Here is a 21,307-nt window from a genome sequence, read left to right as displayed (position 1 = left end):
TATTTTAGATATCCCTGTCTGCCTCAATATTCATTCTTTCTGTTTCACAGGCTTTTCGCATAATCTGAAGCTGGGTTTGCATAAACCTGTTTACCTGTTTGTTTTTTGTTCCGGTACTTTTGGGCATACACATATCAACCAGAGAACAATTATCACATTTTCGTTTTTCATATTCCGCCCCTGGCGTTACCCCGGTTTCCCGAAGCGTTCTGATCCGATCGATCAGGGCAGTAGTTTTTTTTCGGAGTATCTCATCAATGCAAACATCATTTCTTCGATGCTCCTGCAGATAATACAACTGCCCCTGATCAATCGCCAGCCCAAACATTTCCTCTAAGCAAAGCACCTGTGCACACAGCTGCACCAGATCTACATCGCTCTCTTTTTCTCTTCCCCGCTTAAATTCAACCGGCGAGATTTTCTTTGCCTTTTTGTTTTCTAAATACCATATTTCCACCAGATCGCACTTGCCGATGAGACCCCATTCCAAGGACCGCACTGCCATATCATATTCCTGTTTGAAGGAACGCCGGGACTCATGATGTTCCACATGGACCCGTTCATGCAGCACCTTGCCCTCCGCGGTAAAACGATTCTCCTGCCACACTTGTTCCAGATAGATTAGGGCATACTGGCGCTCACAAAACAAAATGTGCTGCAACGAGGAAACTGGAATTAGATCGTCTTCAGAGTACACCTTAATAGGTCAAAACTTCCGGCGTGAGGCCGTCAAGGGGAGCAGCCGCAATAACATACTCTTTTTGTGACTGTGGTTTCTCCGTTTTACCTTTCGGCTTGATTTCCAAACTGCGATGAACCTTGGCGGAAGAATATTGGCCCGATTTGTTCGAATGTTCCCACCAATACAACTGCACTACCTCCATACTTCCCTCGGGCCGGGCAGAAGACGCATCGTTATCAAAAATGTGTAACAATGCGTTCTTGATTTTCTGTGCGTCCTCATAAGAAAACCCTGTCCGTTCCGCGAGTTGCGGATTCATGCTTCCGTAAGTTACATAGAGGCCAAAATCAACCCGGTGTTTCATACCCATGGTATCGGAAGCCTTTTTTTCTCCGCTTCCTTCACCACTGACACTTTTGGTAATCTGAATACTGGTAATATCTATCGGGTCCACGCTGAACGCCGACTGGATGGTTACCGGACCCCGGATTCCCACGGATACCCCCTCTCCCTTTCCGCCGCCTTTATAGGCAAAGACCTGTCCAAAGGCACGTACATCAATCCAGGTTTTACAGGATTTTTCCCTCAGTTTTTTTCCATCCTTCATGGCTTCCTTCAAGGTATTCTCAGCCCGGTCTTTCAGGGTTTTAAAATCATCCTTCCGGTTGTCATCGGATTGGACAAAGATATTTTCCCCCGCTTCCAACAGACGATCCCTGATTTTTCGTTTAAGGCATACATCGGAAAGTTCACCAATGCCGTCTAAGGTTATCCGGGGCATATTACCGCTCAAAGGGTCGCCATTCGGATTCGCGTTTTTTACGCTGAACACCAGCGCAAAATCAATTTTCTTGTTTAATACCGCCATCTTATACTCCTTTGAATTTCTCGATTCCATCGAGAGAATTAGTTCGATTGATAAATTAAATAATGTTATCAATCATCTTCTTCAGTAGGTTCCGGTTGCTTCTGGGCTTTTGATTTTGCCACGCCTTCCCAAAATGCTTTTTGCTGACAATGATAGCCAAGCAAAAATTCTCCGGAAAGCGCTTTATCAGAAACATAATCATCATGGTTAAATAAAAACTCTATTTCCTGAATCAGCGCCTTGTACCAATCACGGCTTTTTTTAGGCAAATATGAAAAATAAGGCCGAAGTTTGTCAACATAAAGAATTTTCCACGTTGAACAAGGATATTTAGAAAACCTCTGCATATATCTTACTGCATTCGTTTCCCGTTCTTCCTTTCTCTTATAAAGAACTCGTGATTCAACCCTATCCGCAACTGCCAAAAGCCTTCCGTAAAGATAATCCCGGTCTGTTCTGTCTTCTTCTAATCCCACGTTATAGTCCTCCTTGTTTCGAGTATATGCGTTATATTTGAATACCGCACAAGCGGTCTCCAAAGTCTTTGCCTTCTCACTTTCCTTCAGTGCCCCTAATCTTGACGCCCGGCCGATACATAACTGTTCTATATCCTGCGGAATAGGCGTTTTATAAAGAATACAGGGCAGAATACGCTGAATCGCCATGGTTTTAACATGGTCATTTAAATGCTCCCCATAAGCGGCCTTCGCAATCTCAATCGGAGAAGGAGCCGAAATTGCATGAGCGGTTTTTTCAGTGTTTTTGTCCCAGTAACTATAAAACCAGGCGAGATGCTCATGCCAGTATTCCTGGGCTTCGAAAAAATCGGTTTTTGAAAATTCCCGGTAAAGCAATATGGACATACGTCCGGGGGTCGCGGCATTCAGGCCCATGATGATAATTTTATCCGTTGTTTTTAGATCGTTGTAATAACCTCGCAGCCGCTTGTTTATCTTACGGGCAAGAGTCTCCCGCGTGGAATATACGTCTTCATCTTCGTCGTCATCTCCGGGAATTTCCTGTGTGCTTTTCATGATCTCCGGTTTTATTTGAGGAGCGGAACACCAGCAAACCACGGTTAAACCATTCCCAATAGGAGTCCCCTGTTTTGCGATAAGCCAGCGGAGGGCGTTATGGGCCTTTGTTGATATTTCCATTCCTATCTGGCAGGCTTGATCCGCTTCCTCAAACCGTCCCCGGAAAGTATAATTCGCCTTATCATTGGATGAAATTATTTTTGCGCTGTCCCCTGCGTTTCGTATCTTCGCGGGATGTAAAACAGCAATCGGCGTGTTTTTCCCCGAAACATAGCAAAAACCCGATTTATTTAAATAACGATGCTTGTAATACTGAATCCACAGACGCTGAATTTTCGTATCCTTCCAGGTCCGATTTTCTTTTTCACCAGGAATCTCCACGGCCCAACGGATAAACCCGTTGTATGCCTCAATGTCGGAGGCGTCTTTTATTTCCGGTATCTTTGCATGCAAAAGGTCCTTTACGAGAACGCCTTTTTTTACATAGGAATACACCGCCTTGATTTTTTCATCTGAATATTCGGATTCCGCCCAATCCTTCAAAAGCGACAGGTACGCCGAATTTTTTTCCTTCAGTTTTTTCCCGGAGGCGTATTTTTCATAATCCCCTGCGACATACTCCAGCTTATCACAGAGGGGATAGGCGTCAACTCCGCTTGTCCGGGAAGCGCTTGTTTCCGTACAGGGCATACAGGTCTGCCAATCCGCTCGTTCCTCTTTGTTTGTTCCAAGCAGTGTGGCGTTCCGGAATTTACCCTGTCCGTCAAGGATAACGGTCAAGGGGGCGTTGTTTTCAATGTGGTACAGGGGCAGGGGCTTATTATCTTTTGAAGGGCCCTTATTTACCGCATCATATACCGTACTTAGTTCAGTTAACCATCCCATTAGTCTATCTCCTCTTCCGTATTTACCGCCACCGTTTCCATGCTCATGGGCCGTATTTCCCGTTTATGGGGACAAGCCTCAGGCCGGGGAAAGCTCAAAATCCCTCCCGTTATTTTAGCCTGCCAGAACCGGGCATAGAGTTTTTCCACGCCGCTTTCAGAGGGATATTCAAAGCTATGAAACATCAATCCGTATGACAATTCAGCTTCCCCGTCATAAAAACCAGTTTCGCTGCTAAAACGGCAGGGTCCAACATACCCCTGACATTCCCGGGAACCGAGGAAAATATCCCGGCGGCCTCCCTTTTCAATCATGCGGAGAGCAATCTGATAATGTTTATCTTCGTTTCGATCCCCGGCAAGATCCGGCCGGTTCATGTTCCATTCAAAGTGGGCCTGTACCCGGTACTCCACATCACGCAGGTAGGTGTATATCGAAAGATCGTGGCGGTTTGTACCGTATTGACCGTCCATTTGCAGGGGCTTTACATTTTTTGATTCGGTCTGAATTTTCTTCATAACACGAATCTTATCGATTACCCAGGAAATCGTTGGCTTCCAATAAACAGATTCGGTAATTCCCTTGATGGCCTGATAGGTTGGGAAATGATAGGTGCTTTTTTCCCCGCCGATCTTGGTAACCGGATCGGTAAAAAGCGCATACTTTCCTTCAAGCTTAAATTCTACGATATTGTCCATCCCTCATACCTCCCTAGTTAAACATCCAGCATGGTTAATCTGCCGGCGTCACGGCTTAACCCAATATACTCATCGTAATGTTCCCGTTCCACCACGTAAATTTCGTCCTCCGTACCTATCCGCCTGACCGCCCCGGCTTCCAGCAAATCTCCCAGGCCATCATGATAAATATCAACCGAATACTGCTGAGCTTCCCGAAGCAAAATTTCCATCCGTTTCTGGTCAGGACCGGCATAGAGTTCAGTGATAATTTCCCAGCCCTTCTCAAAGGGCACAATGACGGCGACCGTATTGGAGGCTATCACCTCAAAGTCTTTCCAGGCGCTTTCAAAGGACTGGCGGAATCTGGTGAGGGGGGTTCTTTCACCGGTCTTTTTACTTTCCATCAATCCATCATATTCGCTTTTACTTTCCGTGTTGGTTGAAAGTAAATTCACTATCGTATCGGTACGGCCCAGAAATACCTTGTATTGTAAATTCGTGTCGGAAATCTGCTCGTAAAAATACAAGAAATACCAGGCTATTAAATCGGGGTGTAAAAGATCATGGTTAAACCGCGCTTCATCCTCGTGGTAGTCCCGCAATATCCGTTCCATGATCGCTTGACCCAGCCGTAACTCCTGTAAGGAACTAATATTTTCTTCATCCTTAACAATATTGATGATATAGGTCTTGCCGCTTATAGGGTTCCCCCGGGCGTCCTTGAGGAGACCGTTTCTATTACACCTTCCCGCCGTCTGGATGACAGAATCGAAGCCCGCAAGGAAACGGATTGCCGCATCAAAATCAATATCAATCCCCGCTTCTATAAGCCTGGTGCTGATACAGACACATTTTTTTGTTCCGGCGCCTAAAGTCGCCTTTAACGTTTCAATTACCTTTCTGCGGTGGGCGGGACACATATTGGTGCTTAGATGCACGATCTCCCAGTCAGGTTTTTTTTGCCGTAGGGCAGCATATAGTTTCTGTGCCTGGGGTTTGGTGTTGACCACCGTCAAAATACTCTGTTCCGGCAGTTGTTCTATAAATTCCGCGGCCTCATCCAGCGTCCATCCTCCCGATTTTGTCTTGTCAACAAGCTCCACCCGTTTTAGCGCCTCAAAATGGCTCGTAAGTTCGGGGATAATCTCGTTAGCGGCTGATAATTGAAGGCTATATTCCGGTTTAAGTTTATCAAGTCCCGGCTGGGTCGCGGTACATAATAAAGCCGACGTATTGCCGCTTTGACAAAGGTATTGAAGCGCCCAGGTAAAAAGATAGGTACACGAAACCGGAAGAGTTTGAACTTCATCAAAAATGATTACGGCATTGGTAAGCCGGTGCATGCGGCGGATTTTTTTGGTACCTGAACCGAATAGGGCTTCAAGAAATTGTACCATGGTTGTAATAATAATCGGTACATTCCAGGTTTGTGATGAGCCCGTATAGTATTCGGACATATCACTTTGATCTAAATTTGAGTGATGTTCCAGGACTATGCGGCCGTTTTCCCCATGGGGGTCCAGAATATTCCGAATGACATCGGCATTCTGATCAAGAATCGATGTATAAGGGGCAATGATAAAAATCCGCTCTTTTTTATATTTTTCCGCATGGACCAGGGCATAACGGAGCGCCGCCAGGGTTTTACCGGATCCGGTTGCCGCCGCCAGAGTATATATACCACTCTCCCGGTCTGCGTAATCGGCGCAGCGGGCGGAAACATCCCGGCGGATTTCATTTAGTTTTCCTTTTTGGGGGAATTGGGCAAGCCGGGTTTCCAGCACTTCCCGCAGATGCTTCCAGTCAGCTTTCATTTTTACGGCTTCTATGGACGCGGGAATCCCCTGGTCATAGAAGGCGCTGGAGCTTCTGTCCGCGTCTATAAGGCAGCTCGATAAGAAACGGGCCGTAAGTCCTACGTTAAAAAAACGGTTTGCCTTGTCTCTCCCAAGATCGGTGAGTCTTTCCAATGCGTCCATGGTCTCGCGTATAAAGTTTTCGTCGTCAAGAATGGCATCTATCTTTTGCCGTATCGATCCGTCAAGGTTTGCCGCCGCCTCATCAAGATTGGTTTCGGGTTTTGTAAGCCGGTCGTGCAGCGTCGCGGTCCCGTCGGGTTTTATCACATCCGGTAATCCCGGACCATGGTGGTACATAATACAGGCCGCAAGAAGCTGGCCCACCAATTCCGTGTGGGCATCATCATCCTGTGTTATTCTTCTATATAAATATTGCCCTCCCGCACTGGCGTGATCTATCTTTTCACTAATTTTTCTAAAATCCTTTTTCTCATCAAGGTAATCCTGCCATGGCTTACAATTTTTGCCTAAATCATGGAGCAAACCGGTCAAAAGGGCCTGCTTCGGCAGACCAATCTCTTTCGCAAAGAGCTCAACATACATTCCCGTTCCGTTTAGGTGATCGGCCAATAACTGATATTCCTTGTCCGAATCGGTCTTATATCGCGCTTTGTATTGGATCATATGTTATTACTCCTTCCACCATATGTATGATACAGTGTTTTAATGTTTAAATTTATACATCATTATTAACGAAGTCACTATTTAAGGCAGTTTCGAAAATCGATCAGCCTTGAAGCTACCCCATTTAGGATTTTTGCTTAAATAAGGATAGAAATGTCTTCAATAAAAGTAAAGGGGGAAGATGAAGCAAAAGGTACTCAGGGAAAAAATGGGACCCGAACCAGGAATATCGGCGGAAGCCAGGAGGAGGTCACCCGCCCATGGAGCTACTTGAGGTGATGCATTGAGAAGGATATATACCCAAGAACCCGTTCACGCGGGGGAGCCTTTGGGCTGAACCAAGGTATGTACCCTGAGTCAAATACCTTATGAGAATAACATGCCCTGACCGCTTGCGGCGGGGTTGTTGCTTATATATAATTGCGTACCGGTTCCAGTGGAAGCCCTACCGAAAGCATTGGACACTTCAAGTACCGTATACCGTTATTTCCGGTTCTGGTGTGAACGGAGTTTCTTTCATGCCCGAGGGGTATTAGACCCTGCTGCGGATAAAGACTTCATAGTTAGGATTGCTCATGTTTGTCCGCACTTTTATCGTTGGTTATTTAGGTATAAGCCCTTAATAACGAATTCGATAGTTTTATGACAGAAAACACAAAAATTCCCTTGTTTTAGCTTACTGACGCTTTTTATTGAGCCTTTAACGGAGTAGGAAATTTTTGTTTTAGCAACACCCCTTTTTGATATTGCCCCGGAAATCATTGTATAATCCATATATTATCTCCTATATCAGATATAATGAATATAATATAATAATATAATTAAGAAAATAGCAAGAAAAAAATGAATTTCTTGTACTATCTTCCAATGTCAACAGGTTAAGAAAATAGGCTGTCCATTATGTAATGGATTCTGGGTAGAATGTATAAAAAAGTATACTATCTACCCAAATCTGTAACATATTCTAAGCTCCCTATGTCAGAAATAATGTTTCAATCCACGTAAAAATACGGCTTCCTCTACTCTAATTCCATCGCCGCAAAATTACCACCCCCCCCTCACAAAGTCTCCCCCGCCGTGCGCCCTTCTGCCATGGCCCGGGCCGCGGCGTAGACGGCGCTTTTTTTGTAATCGTTATTCCAGCGGTTGATGCCGATGTAGTCGAAAATAATAGCGCCGGTGTGGCGGCAGAAACGGTCCATCTGCTCCAGACAGGTCAACATGCCGTTACCGGTTCCGCCGGGGGAGGCCACCAGAAGAATCTGCTTGCCCGAAAGGACGCCGCTCTGCCCGAATTCGCACCGCCGCAGCCGGTCAAAAAAACTCTTCAGCGCCTCCGCCATTTCCCCCCAATACACCGGGGTAATAAAACAGAGCTGATCCGCAGCCCGCACCCGCTCCTGGGCAACGTCAAAACCGTCACCGCCAAAGGCACAGCGATGCTTTTCCCGGCAGCTTCCCCAGCCGTCCCCGCAGACATGGCAGCGCTCCAGCCTCTCCACAGTCAGCACCCCGACATCCGCGCCGCCCTCCTTTGCCCCCCGAATAGCCTCCTCGGTCGCAGCAAAACAGAGGCCGTCGTGCTTGGGGTTACCCGAAACAATCAAATAGTTCATACACTCTCCTATCCCCATTCTATCCTTGCAAGGGATTTGGGCAAGCCCCTCATACCCCCCCTGGGCGGTCAACAGTAAAAAATTTGGGCGCATCCCCGCCGTTACACGGCGGGGACCGGGCTATCCGCTCCAATAGGGGATGACCGGCAAAGCCGGTCATCCCCTATTCCGCTCCTATCCCTTGCGCGGAAAAGCCCTGCCGCCTTATAAACACCTTTACGGAATTTAAGAAATTCACCAAAGTAGACTGCTGCGCGGCCAATTAAATGAGAAGAAGGAAGAAGAATCAACCACAAAGGCGAAGAAGGAAGAATTAAGAGAGAGGAAAGAGGCTCCCCTTCTTCTTTCCTTCTTTCCTTCTTTCCTTCCTCGCCTTCTGCGCCTTTGTGGTTAAATTCCAGTGAGGCCCCCCCTGCATTATCCCCTCATTCCCACTCTATCGTGGCGGGGGGTTTGGGCAAACCCCATTATCTCCTCATTCCCACTCTATGGTGGCAGGTGGTTTGCTGGAAACATCGTAGGTGACCCGGCCTATGTCTTTGACCGTGTTGGTGATCCGGGTGGAGATCTCCAGCAGGTCCGTGATGGGGAAGGGGTACACATCGGCGGTCATGCCGTCGGCGCTGGTGATGGCCCTGAGGGCCAGGACCCAGCCGTATTTGCGGACATCCCCGGCGACCCCCACGGAACGGATGGGGAGGAGTACGGCGAAGGCCTGCCATATTTCATCGTAGAGCCGTTCCCCGGCCGCGGACCGGCGCTTTTTCAGTTCTTCGATATAAATAGCGTCCGCCTCCCGAAGGATATCGCACTTTTCCCGGGTTACCTCCCCCAGGATGCGGACCGCCAGGCCCGGGCCGGGAAAGGGGTGGCGGCGGACCACTTCTTCTTCCACCCCCAGGAGGCGGCCCAAACGGCGCACCTCGTCTTTGTATAGCCGGTCCAGGGGCTCGATGATATGGCCCGCTTTCCGTTTGGCCTCCACCAGGGGACTTCCTACATTATGGTGGCTTTTGATAAGATGGGCCTTTTTTCCTACACCTTTGCCACTTTCTATGAGGTCTGTATAGAGGGTCCCCTGGGCGAGGAAATAGGGTTCCGGCAGCCCCAGCCGGGACACTTCCCGCTCCTGGATGGTGATAAACAGGTCCCCGATGACCTTACGCTTCGCCTCCGGATCGGCCAGGCCCTGGAGGGCCGAAAGGAATTCCTCTTCGCAGTGGATAATGTGGAGGTGCCGGGCCCCCAGCCGCTCCAGGGCGGCCTTGACGGTATTGGTTTCGTCCTTCCGCATCAGCCCCGTGTCCATATACATAAGGTGGACCTGTCCGGCGTCCAGGGTTTTGAGCAGCAGCGCCCCGGCCACGGTGGAATCCACCCCCCCGGAAATGAGGAGCAGCACCGGGTCCCGGCCCACCCGTTCCCTCAGGGCGGCGCGGGTTTCTTCTATATATTGCTCCATGGTCCAGCCGGGTTCACAGCCGCAGACCCCAAACACAAAGGCCGCGAGGATTTCAAGCCCCCATTCCGTGTGGGTCACCTCCGGGTGGAATTGGACCCCGAACCAGGGCTTGGTGTCATGGATCACCACCGCCGGATACCCCGTATCGCTGGTCCCATACTCCCGGAGCCCCGGCGCCAGGCGGGTCAGCGTATCCCCGTGGCTCATCCACGCGGTGAAGTGAGGGGGGGACAAGTGAGGAGCGCCCCGGGAGGCACGCGGGAGCGTGGAGGGGATTGAAGGCGTCATGGCGGGAGCCCCAATAGGGCCACCGTCCGGAACAGAGGCTTCGGGGCGTATAGAAGTGCCGAATGAGGCGTCCTGGGATAAGTGAGGAGCGCCCTGGGGGGCATGCGGGATTGAAGGCGTCCCAATAAGGCCACCATCCGGAACAGCGGCATCGGGGCGTGGAGAAGCCAAGGGAGGAGCGCGATTGGTCAGCGTTTCCAGGGGGATCGCCGGATCAAAAGCCGCAAGAAACTTCCGAATAAGCTCCCCCTGGGAACCCTTACCTCCTCCCTCTTCTCTCTTACCTCCTCTCTCCTCCCCCCTCTCTCCTCCTCCCTCTTCTCTCTTAACTTCTAACTCTTCTCTCCTCCCTCCTCCCTCTTCTCTCTTCTCTTCTAACTCCTCTCTCCTAACTCCTCTCTCCTCCCTCCTCTCTCCTATGCCATGTACGGTAACCCCGATTCTGCCGTATTCCCATTTGGGCAGGGCTTCCACTGCGCCGCCCTGATCGTAGTTGAGGCGCTGCAGGCCGTAACAGATGCCCAGCAGGGGGAGGCCGCAGGTGTAGACCCCTGGGTCTGGGACCGCCCCTTGGGGGGTATACACCGATTCCGGGGAACCGGCAAGGATGATCCCCCGGACCGGGGTGTTTTTGGCGGCAAGGGTTTCCGCGGCCAGGGGGCTGTCCCCGGGGATGATCTCTGTATACACCCCCAAATCCCGGATCCGCCGGCCTATCAACTGGGTGGTTTGGCTCCCGAAGTCCAGGATCAGAATCTTATCCATGCCGCGGCTCCTTTAAAACAGGGGATTTTTTACGGCTATCCTGGGGGGCAGCGGAGAAGCGGTTGGGGCGGAGCCCCGGCCGCTTCGGAGCGCAGGGGGGGCGGAGAGGCCCCGGGGGGCCCGCGAAAGCGGGTGGACGGAGACCATGCGGCACGGCACAAGGCCCCGAAAAAGGCCGCCGGACGGGAGAGGGGCTGCGGGGCCGATGCTTCAGTTCCCGGATCAGGAGCGGAAACAGCCCCCCCTCTTTTGGATTTACCGGGTCCACGGGCTTTTCCTGATGATGGTTTCTTTGCGGTCGTAACCCACGGAGACCATATCGATGGGGGTTTCGCAGAACCGTTCGATGAATTCGATGTACTCCATGGCCTCCACGGGGAACTCCTCGTAGGTTAGGGCGTTGGACAGGGATTTTTTCCAGCCCGAAAAGGTGCGGAGTATGGGCTGCGCATGGTTGAGGGCTTCGATGGAGGCGGGGAAGGTCTCCACGATGCGGTCCCCGATGCGGTAGGCGATACAGGCTTTGATTTCTTCCAAGGTGTCGTAGACATCCAGGTGGGTCATGACCAGGGAATCAATGGAATTGGTGAGGCAGGCGTAGCGGAGGGCTACCAGATCCAGGTAGCCGCAGCGCCGGGGCCGGCCGGTGGTGACCCCGTATTCCCGGCCGGTTTCCCGGATAAAGCGGCAGAGGGCTTCGGTGCTTTCGGAGCGGTCGTCGAATTCGCTGGGGAAGGGGCCGTTTCCCACCCGGGTGGTATAGGCCTTAAAGACCCCCAATACCTTGTCCAGGCGCCGGGGACCCACACAGCCGCCGATGGCGGCGCCGGCGGCACAGGACATGCCGCTGGACACATAGGGATAGGTCCCCAGGTCCAGGTCCAGCAGGGCGCCCTGGGCGCCTTCAAAAAGCACCTGGGAATTTTTGCGGTGCATCAAGTAGGCCGACAGATCGATGGCCATGGCTTCAAGCCGGTCAATGTAGGGGGTGAGGAAATTCCGGTCCCCGCTTTCAAGTTCATCGATCTTTTCTTTCCAGGCAAGGTCGGCGACGCGGATTCCGTCCCGGTCGCTTTTCATGGAATAGGTGATCCCGATACCCCTGCCGGTGGTGCCGATAGGTTTTTTCCGGGCCTGATCCCGGGCCTGGTCAATCTCGATATACCGGGGCAGGACGAGGTGGGCCCGGTCGGAGATAAAAACCCGGCCGGTGGTATCGATTCCCCGTTCCCGGAGCATGTCCAGCTCGTTAAAGAGGGCGGTCGGGTCGATGACCATCCCCGCCCCCAGGATCACCATCTTATCGGGATAGAGGACCCCTGAGGGGATGAGGTGCAGGGCGTACTGCTCATCCCCAATAACGATGGTATGCCCCGCATTGGCCCCGCCGGAAAAACGGACGATTATCTGGGCCTCGTTGGCCAGATAATCCACAATCTTACCCTTCCCCTCATCACCCCATTGGGCGCCGATGACCACTACATTCATAACCGCTCCCTCTTCATTTTCCGGGATAAATTCCCTGCTTGGTGAGGCTGTTTCAAAACCAACCGAATCTCGAGACTGGTTCCAGTGTATACAAACAAGAGAAAATTTACAATGTATTGCCGGATCAGCACCCAGGGTGTATACTCCAAAAAGAGGGCTGGTTTCAAAACTCTAGCTTGGGAACCGGCATCGGAGGTTTGGTATGCCCCGGGTAAAAGAGCAAGAGACTTACACCTACGCCGATTATCTTTCCTGGGATGAGGGCGAACGGTACGAAATCATAGACGGCGAAGCCTATATGATGTCCACCCCCTCCCGGCTGCACCAGGAGATCCGTGGAGAATTAATGGGCACATTATGGCAGTTTTTGAAGGATAAGCCCTGCGAGGTCTATGCCGCGCCCTTTTCCGTCCGGCTCAACCCCCTGCCGGACAAAAGCGACGACACCGTGGTGGAGCCGGATCTGGTGGTGGTCTGCGATCCCGCAAAACTGGATGACCGGGGCTGTAACGGCGCCCCGGACCTGGTCATCGAAATCCTCTCCCCGTCCAACACCCGGCATGACCGGATTATCAAATTCCAAAAATACCAGGAAGCGGGGGTGCGGGAATACTGGATGGTGGACCCCGAAGAAAAATCCCTCATGGCCTATGTCCTTAAAAATAACGAGTATATGGCTTCCGCCTATGAAGATACCGCCGTGGTTCCGGTCACGGTGCTGCCCGGGCTCGAAATCGACCTGAAAACCATTTTTGGAGCGGGAGAGGAGGGTTGAGCGATAGCGTCCAGGTGACTGACCCCCCTCCCGCTACTGTTCACCGGTGGTGAACGGCTTTCCTCCGTTTACGGAGAGGCTTACGTTCAGCGCGAACGGATTTTCGCTTATTTCCTCAAAGCTCACCGGGGAAACGATATTTGTTTTTAGTTCAAACTTTTCGGGTTTCGCGATAAATTTCATTACTTCCCCCGCGAATTGTTCCGCGTTGACTCCGCCCAGCATCGCGAGCATCAGGATCGATTCGTTTAACTGTTCCGCAGCAAGCTCTCTGCCGCCGGGCATTCCTGCGAGTTCAAAAACATGATCCAGAAATGATCTATCAGTATAGGTAATCGCAAACGAATTTATCTTTAGGTCTTCCTCATAATCAATAAGGGCGAGACTGGTTATGTCGCCGGACGCAAGGAGTTCCTGGGGCAAAGAGAGGCCAAGCTCGACTTTTATCGTAAAAAGCTGGGCCCCGTCGATAACCAGATTAACCGTATACACGCCGCCGGAAAGTGAATTTTTAAGTTCGAGGTTTGAAAGCCGGTACTCCGGGCGTACAGCGGGGCGCGGGGTAAACTGCCGGGCATTCAGTACAAAATCCTTTAACGATACCGATGAGGAAAGCGGGATGTTCCCTTCGGCGTAACCGGTATCGGCGCTGAGTCTCCCCAGGGAAAAGTATGTCTGGCCTTTTTGTCTGAACACCGCATCGTTCAAGCGAATTTTTCCCAGTTTTTTAACGGCTTCAACCGGTGCGTACCCGAACTGGGCCGTATCCACGGAAAAATCATTCACCGAGAGGCTTTTGATGGTAAGGCCGGTATCGTCCTCCAAAAACGATACCTCCCGGGCATCCACGGAACCCGCGAAAAAGTTTTCCCTGCTGGTATCAAGCGCCAGGGTGACTTTTTTCGCTTCGAGGAAGGGGTTGTCGCTTTCCCCGAAGGCTAATTTTTCAAGGACCAAATGCCCAAGAAGCGGGACGTAGTATGCCCGGTCAACGCTCCACATAGCTTCGGGGATCCCCGCTTCGGTAAAAAACTCGCCCAGCCGCGCCTCCGCTGCTTTTGACGTAACCAGGGGGAACACCACCAAGAGGACTCCCAGGACAAGCGCCGCAGCGGCCGCCACAGATATTGCTATTTTCGCGGGTTTTTTCATACCTTTTCCTTTCTAAATCAGTTGTAATTGGACGTATTTTGTTGTTCATGCATCCCAATATTTTTTTACATAGGCCGCACTGGCACGAAGCAGTTCAGGGGTACCTGCTATTTCAAGGGTTGAATTATGGATCAGCGGACTATCACGAAGCACTTCTATTACCCCTTTTATATCTATAAGCCCCGTCCCCAATTCGATGGTCGAAAAACCACAGCCAAATTCTTTACCGCGTTTTGCAACAAATTCTTCACCAAGATCCTTCCAATGTATGTGATAAATTTTATCCTTAAATACCTTTGCCAGTTCAACGGGATCTGAACCACCGAGCCAACTATTTCCGGTATCCAGATTAACCCCTATGGAATCAATATTTCCCAATGCGTCCATAATTCCCTTTAATCCTTCAACCGTATCCGTATAGGGACCATGCGGTTCCAGGCATATTTTTACTCCATAGTCGGATGCCATGCGGCAGGGTTCATACAGCTTTTCCGCAATGATAAAAATGGACTGCTCGAAGCTAAGCTTTTTTGCCCAGTCGGTATGGGCATCAAATTCCGTGGTAATAACATCACGAATCCCTATGGCGGCGGCAAATTTTATCGCCTTCATTATTTCGTCGGTGGCAAAACGGGCAGGGCTTGAAGGATCAAGCAAAGCTGCGTGGGCGCAAATAGTGGAAATTTTTATGCCATATTTTTCAAAAAGCCGCTTGGTATCAAAGGGATTTCCGTCAAGACTTACCGTAGCCGCCAGATCGGCGCTCCCAAACATACTGCCGCCGGCGTGGGTATCGGTTATGTCGGCCGCATCAAAACCGGCCGCCTTTGCTAATTTGAGGTTGTCCTCAACCGTACAATAGGGCTGTAAAGCCAAAAATACGCCAACATTCATACCTCATCCTCCAAAACAGAATATAGTAGGGTTAAAAACCTTATAAGCATGGTATCACCGCATATTCCGGAAGTCAAGAAATTTCGTTATTGATAAAAATTTCGTTATTAGATCAACTTCCGCCAGGCGGAAGGGGCAACCCCGGTCTTTTTCTTGAAAAACCGTGAAAAGTAGTACTGATCCTCAAAGCCCAGCTGGTAGGCCACTTCTTTGATAGACACGCTTTTCTGTTCCAGCAGATCCGCCGCCTTCTTTATTTTAAGCTGCATATAATACTGATACGGAGTCATGGAGGTATAGGTCTTGAATATTTCGTTAAAACGGGAAGTGCTAATCCCAATCTGTTCGGAAATGCCCAGCAAATTAATGACATCCGAAACATGCGCCTCCATAAGGGATTTCGCTTTTTCGACAATCTTCTGATAGTTGTTTGTCTGATCCTGCCGCCGGTTCCGGGTCAGAATTTCCGCGATCAGCGAAAGGATCCCCGCGCAAACTTTAAGTTGAAAAAGCGGCGCCTGGATGCTAACCTCGTCTATAATCATATTGAAAATCGCTATGATGCTGTCGTGCAGCCTGGCTTCGAAAAAAACATGTTCCCGCGAAAGCAGTCCCTCTTCCATCAATTTGGAAAAATTCTTCCCCTGAAAACCAACCCAGTATTCGTGCCAGCCGGACTCAAAGACCGGCTGATACCGGTGCCTTACCCCCGGCAGCAGGAAGAAGACCGACCCCGGCGAAACCGTATAGCTTTTCCCCTCGGTCTCGAATATGCCCTTCCCCCTGGTAATGTAGATGATGTGAAAATTCGGCAGGGTGCGGCCCTCGGCGACATTCCGGAATATCGCCGGGTGTTTGTTTTTCTGGGGAGGGTATTCGACATAAGGCGGCACCTCCACATTACCCACGGTAGTACATACCATCCCCAATTTCTCATCTGCATCGCTAAAGGGCAGGTAATGCAGAATAGCCTCTGGCCGGGTATGACCGGATTTTTTTCCCATAACAGTTTTATCATAGCCTATGATCCCCTTTTTTGCTATCCCTTCAAGAGAAAAATCCATTTACGGATCGGGAAAAGCGGGGGAAACTGAATAGGGTTTGCTTGAAAAGGAGAAATTGTGGAACGATTTACCTGGAAGGCCCGGCTGCTCCCCGGGGCCAAGGCGGAGTACATACGCCGTCACGACGAGATCTGGCCGGAAATGACCGAATTGTTAAACCAGGCGGGGATTCATAACTACACGATATGGTGTGTGGGAGAGGAGCTTTTCGGTTATTACGAGGCCGAAAGGGGGGTTGAATTCGCCTCCAGGGTGCAGGCGGAAAGTCCGGTGGTGGATCGCTGGAACGAGTACATGAAGGACGTGATGATAATGGAAAAGGATCCGAAAACCGGTACCCATTACCAGTTGGAACAGGTGTTTTTTCATCCCTGATTATAGAGGATAGAGGATTCCTTATGGATAAACCGGCGCTGCTGCTTTCTTCAATTACCAAGTCTTTCCCCGGCGTTATTGCCCTGGACGATATGAATTTCGAGCTTAAATCCGGGGAAATCCACGCGATCTGCGGCGAAAACGGCGCCGGCAAGTCCACGCTGATGAAGGTGGTTACCGGCGTCCATGCCCCGGATTCGGGCCGGATCGTCCTTTTTGGGAAGGAGGTGAAGATTTCCAATCCCCTGGACGCTTTCTCCAAGGGTATTGCCATCATCTACCAGGAAACCAGCCTCTTTGAGGAAATGACGGTCCTGGACAATCTTTTCCTGAACCGGGAAATCATAAAAAAGGCGGGACCCTTTACGGTGCTGGACTACCGGGCCATGGCCCTGAAAATGGAAAGTATCTTCAAGCGTCTGCACATTTCCATTCCGGTGGATGAAAAAATAAAAAACCTCGGCATGGCCCAGAAGCAGATGGTGGAAATCGCCAAGGCCCTGACCTTTGAGTCCCGCATCCTCATCCTGGACGAGCCGACCGCCTCCCTTACCCAGCAGGAAGTTGACGCCCTGTTCGCCATAATCCGGGATCTCAAGAAACACGGGGTCAGCATCGTCTATATCAGCCACCGGCTGGAGGAAATTTTTACCCTCTGCGACCGGGTTACGGTTATCCGGGACGGCCGGTATATATCCACCCGTGAAGTTTCCGGCACCAACAAGGATCATCTGGTGGCCGACATGGTGGGCCGCAGCATGGACAACTACTACCCCAAAACCGAGGTGGAAATCGGCGGGGAACTCCTCTCCGTGCGGGGATTGGGTGACCGGGAACTGCTCCACGATGTTGATTTCTTTGTCCGCCGGGGCGAGATCCTGGGCTTTGCCGGCCTTGCCGGTTCGGGCCGTACCGAGCTGGCCATGACCCTGAGCGGCTTTACCCCGCCGGAACACGGGGAAATTCTGCTTGACGGCAAACCGGCCCGCTTCAGGAGCTACCGGGAGGCTATGGAACAGGGACTGGTATATGTCACGGAAGACCGGGGCAAATACGGGGTCATTGTCAACATGAATATCAAGGACAACATCGTCATGCCCCAGTTGGACAAGAATTCCCACCTGGGGGTTATCAACACCCAGAGGGAATATTCGGTGGCGGAGGCAATGCGGGAAAAGATGGGCATAAAGGCGCCGAACACGGACTTCCTGGTGATGAACCTTTCCGGGGGAAACCAGCAGAAGGTTTCGGTGAGCAAGGCCCTTGCCCTGAACCCCAAGATACTGATCCTGGACGAGCCGACCCGGGGCGTGGACGTGAACGCCAAGGCCGAAATCCACCGGATTATCAGCAATATGGCCGCCTCCGGGCTGACCATCCTGATGATCTCCAGCGAGCTGCCGGAACTTATCGGCATGTGCGACCGCATCTATGTGATGAAGGACGGCGCCATTGCCGGCTGCTTTGACCGGGACAATTTTTCCCAGGAAGATATTCTGCACATTGCCCTGGCGTCCGGTCAGGCGTCCGGCATAGGGAATGCGCCTGGTGCGACAAATGCGGCGCAAAAGGTGACGGTATGAAACGCAAAGTACCGCTTAGCACGGAACTGTACCTGGGACTCTTTCTTCTGGGGATGCTGCTTATTCTGGGGGTCTTTGCCCGGGACTTTTTCTCCCTGAACAATACCATGAGTATGCTCAACCGCTTTAGCTACCTGCTTATCGCGGCTATCGGCATGAATCTGATCATTATTACTTCCAATATTGACGTATCGGCCGGAAACATCATCTCGGTGGTGTGCCTGACCCTCGCGGCCCTGGGCAAGCTTGATCTGGGTCTTCCGGTTCTGCTCCCGGCCTCGATGCTCATGGGGATGTTCCTCAGCCTTATCAACGCCCTGTTTATCACCCAGTTCCGTATCCCCGCCATTGTCGCAACCCTGGCAACCGCCCAGCTTTTTTCGGGTATTCTGCCCCTGGTGGTGGAAGGTTCCCTCTACGATCTCCCGGCGAGTTTTACCTGGCTTGCCTTTGATGCGAAGATCTTCGGGATCGTCCCGGGCAGTGTACTTATCATGCTTATCATCACGATTATCGCCCTGGTCTTTATGAAGTATTCCCGCTTCTCCAAAAAGATCTACGCCATCGGTAATAATAGGGAAGCGGCGCGCCTGTCGGGGATAAAGATAAAACAGATTATCATAATCACCTACGTCATCGCCGGGGCGCTTTTCGGCGTTTCCGGCACCATTATCGCCACCGCAAGCCAGCGGGTTACCACCACCATGGGCACCGGCCTGGAAATGACCTTTATCGCCTGCGTGGTTCTGGGCGGCACCAGCGTGGCCGGGGGCAGCGGTAAGATCCTGGGAACGGTCTTCGGCGCGGCGGTGCTTTCGGTAATAGCCCCGGCGGTAAACTACCTGGGGATCAGTTCCGACTGGTCGGACGCGATCATGGGGGCCATCATCATCGCCGCGGTGATTGTCAGCGCCCTGCACCTGGAAAAGCGAAAACGGGCTGCGCCCGCGGCCGGGGGAGGGGATGCTTGATGAACGTGATGAAAAACAGAAAAATCAGATTCACCTTTAACGGGGCCCTGGTCATCATCCTGCTGGTGCTTTTTATCACCATAGCCGCCATTAACAGCGTGTTCCTTTCCTTTGATTACCTGGTGGGGGTCATGCTCCGCAATATTGTGGAACTCGGCATGATGGCCCTGGCGGTTACCCTGATCATCATCACCGGCGGGATCGATCTTTCCGTGGGTTCCATACTGGTGTTTTCCGCCATGGTTGGGGGAATCGCCGCCGTCCATGGCGGAAATGTCCTGGGCGTTGTCGTTGCCCTTTTAAGCGGGACGATCTGCGGCTTTTTTAACGGCTTCCTCGTCGCGAAGATAAAAATATCGCCCCTGGTTACGACCCTGGCGACCATGTACCTCTACATGGGACTTGCCCGGAGTATCTCCGGAGGCGACAGCGTTTACTCCTATCCGGCAAGCCAATGGTTCGGCACTTCCGAGATCGCCTATATTCCGCTGCAAATTTTTTACTATGCGGCGCTGGCTTTCGTATTCTGGTTCGTACTTGCCAAAACCACCCTGGGCCGCAAACTCTACGCCATAGGCCTCAACGAGCAGGCGACGAATTTCAGCGGCATAAACACGGGCAGGGTAAAGCTCGTCATCTATACCCTGAGCGGCTTTATATGCGCCCTTACCGGCCTTATCTGGCTGGGGCGTTTTACCAGCATCAAATACGACGCAGGTACCAGCCTGGCCCTAAAGGTAGTTACCATTATCGTATTGGGGGGTACCAGCATAATGGGAGGTATCGGCGACATGAAGGGCACCATACTGGGAACCCTGATCATCGCGGTACTCAACAGCGGGCTTACGGTACTCAATATCCCCATTGCGGCCCAGACCATCGTACACGGCGGCATTTTGATCATCAGCCTGGTGAGCTACTCTGTTCTGAATACCAGGATGATCCGGCGCCGCGTAGTAGAAGTAAAAGGCGTTTCTCCGGCGGGAAACGCCTGACCAAAGTATGTTTAGCGGCGTATTGCCGCTGAGTATAAAAACATTTTATGAATGGAGGATAGTATGAAAAAATTTCTAGCAGTAGCATTGGTGCTGTTCGTCGTCTGCTCATCGCTGGCTTTTGCCGCAGGTGGCAGTGATTCGTCAGGAACCGTGAAGATCGCCATGATGCCAAAATTCAAGGGCGAAAATTACTTTGACGCCGTAAAGATCGGCGCCCAGGAAGCGGTTGATGAACTCAACAAGTCGGGAAAGAAGGTTGACTTCCTCTACGACGGCCCTCCCCAGGATCAGGCCACCAACCAGCGGCAGGTGGACATTCTTGAAGGCTGGATCGCCCAAAAGGTAGGCGTCATCCTTTTATCCCCCAACGATCCCACCGCCATCGCGCCGACCCTGAAAAAGGCCCAGGAAAGGGGCATCAAGATTATTACATTTGATGCCGATGCCCAGGCGGACGCCCGGGACCTCTTTGTGAATCAGGGAACCTATGAAGCCATCGGCAGGGGCCTTATAAAGGGTATTGCCGACGGCCTTAAGGCGAAGGGCTACGGTCCTTCGAATCCGGCGAATATCGCCTTTGTATCATCGGCCAAGACCGATGCCAACCAGAACGCATGGCTTGCCGAGGCGAAAAAGGCCATAAGCACCGGCGAATACAACTGGCTCAAACTTAAAAATGAGGATACCGATGTGTATTATCCCGGACCGGATGAGACAACCACCCAGGCCCAGAGCGGTATCCTTGTCGGAAGAATGGGTCCCGGTCCCGACCAGATTCAGGGCGCCATCGGTCTTACCTCAATGGCTACTCCCGCGCTGGGTTCCCAGTACGAATCCGCGTCGGTAAAGCCGGACGTTTCCAAAACATCCATTACCGGCCTCGCCACACCGGCGGCTCTTAAATCCTATATCAAGAATTCCGCCAACCCCCTCGACAGCGGCGTTCTCTGGGATTGTATGGACCTTGGATACCTCGCCATCCAGGCCGGGTACCAACTGGCTACCGGCGTTATAACCAGTTCATCGGCTTCGATAAACGCCGGCAGGCTTGGCGCAAAGAGCATCACCAACAAAGAACTGATTCTTGGCGATGCCCTGGTTTTCGACAAGACCAGCGTAGACAAGTACAATTACTAACTCATGTTACGCAGTTACGCAGGAAGAATAGGATTAACCACGAACGACACGAACATCACGAACTTTTGCTTCGATATTCCGGAATTTATACCTGAATTCTCTTC

Annotated in this window: 17 protein-coding genes; 6 read left to right on the top strand and 11 right to left on the bottom strand. The window is 51.5% G+C overall.

Annotated features, from left to right (window positions below):
- Nucleotides 1-4 precede the first annotated feature (4 nt).
- The 8 genes from cas4 to purA all read right to left on the bottom strand — a co-directional run bounded on the left by cas4 (nt 5) and on the right by purA (nt 12,254).
- On the bottom strand, nt 5-697 hold the full coding sequence (gene cas4, locus LQZ21_RS06505) for a CRISPR-associated protein Cas4 (RefSeq protein WP_411043437.1): 693 nt from the start codon (nt 695-697) through the stop codon (nt 5-7).
- 1 nt (nt 698) lies between these two features.
- Complete coding sequence (cas7c, locus tag LQZ21_RS06500; RefSeq protein WP_411043436.1) at nt 699-1,550, bottom strand: type I-C CRISPR-associated protein Cas7/Csd2; 852 nt, start codon at nt 1,548-1,550, stop codon at nt 699-701.
- 68 nt (nt 1,551-1,618) lie between these two features.
- Nucleotides 1,619-3,472, bottom strand: a complete 1,854-nt coding sequence (cas8c, locus tag LQZ21_RS06495) for a type I-C CRISPR-associated protein Cas8c/Csd1 (protein ID WP_411043435.1) — start codon at nt 3,470-3,472, stop codon at nt 1,619-1,621.
- A complete protein-coding gene (gene cas5c / locus LQZ21_RS06490; protein ID WP_411043434.1) occupies nt 3,472-4,170 on the bottom strand; it encodes a type I-C CRISPR-associated protein Cas5c in 699 nt (232 codons plus the stop codon). The genes cas8c and cas5c overlap by 1 nt, the downstream gene beginning before the upstream one ends.
- A 17-nt stretch (nt 4,171-4,187) precedes the next feature.
- On the bottom strand, nt 4,188-6,635 hold the full coding sequence (cas3, locus tag LQZ21_RS06485) for a CRISPR-associated helicase Cas3' (RefSeq protein ID WP_411043432.1): 2,448 nt from the start codon (nt 6,633-6,635) through the stop codon (nt 4,188-4,190).
- Between the two features lie 1,058 nt (nt 6,636-7,693).
- Nucleotides 7,694-8,251: a flavodoxin family protein gene (locus LQZ21_RS06480; RefSeq protein ID WP_411043431.1), complete on the bottom strand. Its 558-nt coding sequence runs from the start codon at nt 8,249-8,251 to the stop codon at nt 7,694-7,696.
- Between the two features lie 475 nt (nt 8,252-8,726).
- On the bottom strand, nt 8,727-10,766 hold the full coding sequence (guaA, locus tag LQZ21_RS06475; protein ID WP_411043430.1) for a glutamine-hydrolyzing GMP synthase: 2,040 nt from the start codon (nt 10,764-10,766) through the stop codon (nt 8,727-8,729).
- 255 nt (nt 10,767-11,021) lie between these two features.
- Nucleotides 11,022-12,254: an adenylosuccinate synthase gene (purA, locus tag LQZ21_RS06470; RefSeq protein WP_411043429.1), complete on the bottom strand. Its 1,233-nt coding sequence runs from the start codon at nt 12,252-12,254 to the stop codon at nt 11,022-11,024.
- Between the two features lie 202 nt (nt 12,255-12,456).
- On the opposite strand from purA, the gene LQZ21_RS06465 reads away from it, so the two are divergent.
- A complete protein-coding gene (locus tag LQZ21_RS06465) occupies nt 12,457-13,029 on the top strand; it encodes a Uma2 family endonuclease (RefSeq protein ID WP_411043427.1) in 573 nt (190 codons plus the stop codon).
- Between the two features lie 33 nt (nt 13,030-13,062).
- Here the strand turns inward: LQZ21_RS06465 and LQZ21_RS06460 are convergent, their stop codons facing one another.
- The 3 genes from LQZ21_RS06460 to LQZ21_RS06450 all read right to left on the bottom strand — a co-directional run bounded on the left by LQZ21_RS06460 (nt 13,063) and on the right by LQZ21_RS06450 (nt 16,079).
- Nucleotides 13,063-14,181, bottom strand: coding sequence for a hypothetical protein (locus LQZ21_RS06460; RefSeq protein ID WP_411043426.1), 1,119 nt, complete (start codon nt 14,179-14,181; stop codon nt 13,063-13,065).
- Between the two features lie 45 nt (nt 14,182-14,226).
- Nucleotides 14,227-15,075, bottom strand: coding sequence for a sugar phosphate isomerase/epimerase family protein (locus tag LQZ21_RS06455; RefSeq protein ID WP_411043425.1), 849 nt, complete (start codon nt 15,073-15,075; stop codon nt 14,227-14,229).
- A gap of 107 nt (nt 15,076-15,182) precedes the next feature.
- The gene (locus LQZ21_RS06450; protein WP_411043424.1) at nt 15,183-16,079 is read right to left on the bottom strand and encodes a helix-turn-helix domain-containing protein; all 897 of its coding nucleotides are present in this window, start codon (nt 16,077-16,079) and stop codon (nt 15,183-15,185) included.
- Nucleotides 16,080-16,196: 117 nt separating this feature from the next.
- Here LQZ21_RS06450 and LQZ21_RS06445 point away from each other — a divergent pair, with 117 nt between their 5' ends.
- The 5 genes from LQZ21_RS06445 (at nt 16,197) to LQZ21_RS06425 (ending at nt 21,203) form a co-directional block, all read left to right on the top strand.
- Entirely contained in the window at nt 16,197-16,514 is a 318-nt protein-coding gene (locus LQZ21_RS06445) for an L-rhamnose mutarotase (protein ID WP_411043423.1), read from the top strand.
- Between the two features lie 23 nt (nt 16,515-16,537).
- Nucleotides 16,538-18,097: a sugar ABC transporter ATP-binding protein gene (locus LQZ21_RS06440; RefSeq protein WP_411043422.1), complete on the top strand. Its 1,560-nt coding sequence runs from the start codon at nt 16,538-16,540 to the stop codon at nt 18,095-18,097.
- The gene (locus LQZ21_RS06435) at nt 18,094-19,068 is read left to right on the top strand and encodes an ABC transporter permease (protein WP_411043421.1); all 975 of its coding nucleotides are present in this window, start codon (nt 18,094-18,096) and stop codon (nt 19,066-19,068) included. The genes LQZ21_RS06440 and LQZ21_RS06435 overlap by 4 nt, the downstream gene beginning before the upstream one ends.
- 8 nt (nt 19,069-19,076) lie before the next feature.
- Complete coding sequence (locus tag LQZ21_RS06430; protein ID WP_411043420.1) at nt 19,077-20,063, top strand: ABC transporter permease; 987 nt, start codon at nt 19,077-19,079, stop codon at nt 20,061-20,063.
- Between the two features lie 63 nt (nt 20,064-20,126).
- Nucleotides 20,127-21,203, top strand: a complete 1,077-nt coding sequence (locus LQZ21_RS06425) for an autoinducer 2 ABC transporter substrate-binding protein (RefSeq protein ID WP_411043419.1) — start codon at nt 20,127-20,129, stop codon at nt 21,201-21,203.
- Nucleotides 21,204-21,307: the final 104 nt, after the last annotated feature.

Source organism: Treponema sp. TIM-1, from assembly GCF_046533115.1.
Classification (GTDB): Bacteria; Spirochaetota; Spirochaetia; order Treponematales; family Breznakiellaceae; genus JAIRMO01.
This window is presented reverse-complemented; position numbering and strand designations above follow the sequence as displayed.

Bases quoted from the DNA above. Each gene is read 5' to 3' on its own strand.
- LQZ21_RS06460 (WP_411043426.1), bottom strand. From the start codon at position 14,181: ATGAAAAAACCCGCGAAAATAGCAATATCTGTGGCGGCCGCTGCGGCG.
- LQZ21_RS06455 (WP_411043425.1), bottom strand. From the start codon at position 15,075: ATGAATGTTGGCGTATTTTTGGCTTTACAGCCCTATTGTACGGTTGAG.
- cas7c (WP_411043436.1), bottom strand. From the start codon at position 1,550: ATGGCGGTATTAAACAAGAAAATTGATTTTGCGCTGGTGTTCAGCGTA.
- LQZ21_RS06435 (WP_411043421.1), top strand. From the start codon at position 18,094: ATGAAACGCAAAGTACCGCTTAGCACGGAACTGTACCTGGGACTCTTT.
- guaA (WP_411043430.1), bottom strand. From the start codon at position 10,766: ATGGATAAGATTCTGATCCTGGACTTCGGGAGCCAAACCACCCAGTTG.
- LQZ21_RS06440 (WP_411043422.1), top strand. From the start codon at position 16,538: ATGGATAAACCGGCGCTGCTGCTTTCTTCAATTACCAAGTCTTTCCCC.
- cas5c (WP_411043434.1), bottom strand. From the start codon at position 4,170: ATGGACAATATCGTAGAATTTAAGCTTGAAGGAAAGTATGCGCTTTTT.
- LQZ21_RS06450 (WP_411043424.1), bottom strand. From the start codon at position 16,079: ATGGGAAAAAAATCCGGTCATACCCGGCCAGAGGCTATTCTGCATTAC.
- LQZ21_RS06480 (WP_411043431.1), bottom strand. From the start codon at position 8,251: ATGAACTATTTGATTGTTTCGGGTAACCCCAAGCACGACGGCCTCTGT.
- purA (WP_411043429.1), bottom strand. From the start codon at position 12,254: ATGAATGTAGTGGTCATCGGCGCCCAATGGGGTGATGAGGGGAAGGGT.
- LQZ21_RS06465 (WP_411043427.1), top strand. From the start codon at position 12,457: ATGCCCCGGGTAAAAGAGCAAGAGACTTACACCTACGCCGATTATCTT.
- LQZ21_RS06430 (WP_411043420.1), top strand. From the start codon at position 19,077: ATGAAAAACAGAAAAATCAGATTCACCTTTAACGGGGCCCTGGTCATC.
- LQZ21_RS06425 (WP_411043419.1), top strand. From the start codon at position 20,127: ATGAAAAAATTTCTAGCAGTAGCATTGGTGCTGTTCGTCGTCTGCTCA.
- cas8c (WP_411043435.1), bottom strand. From the start codon at position 3,472: ATGGGATGGTTAACTGAACTAAGTACGGTATATGATGCGGTAAATAAG.
- cas3 (WP_411043432.1), bottom strand. From the start codon at position 6,635: ATGATCCAATACAAAGCGCGATATAAGACCGATTCGGACAAGGAATAT.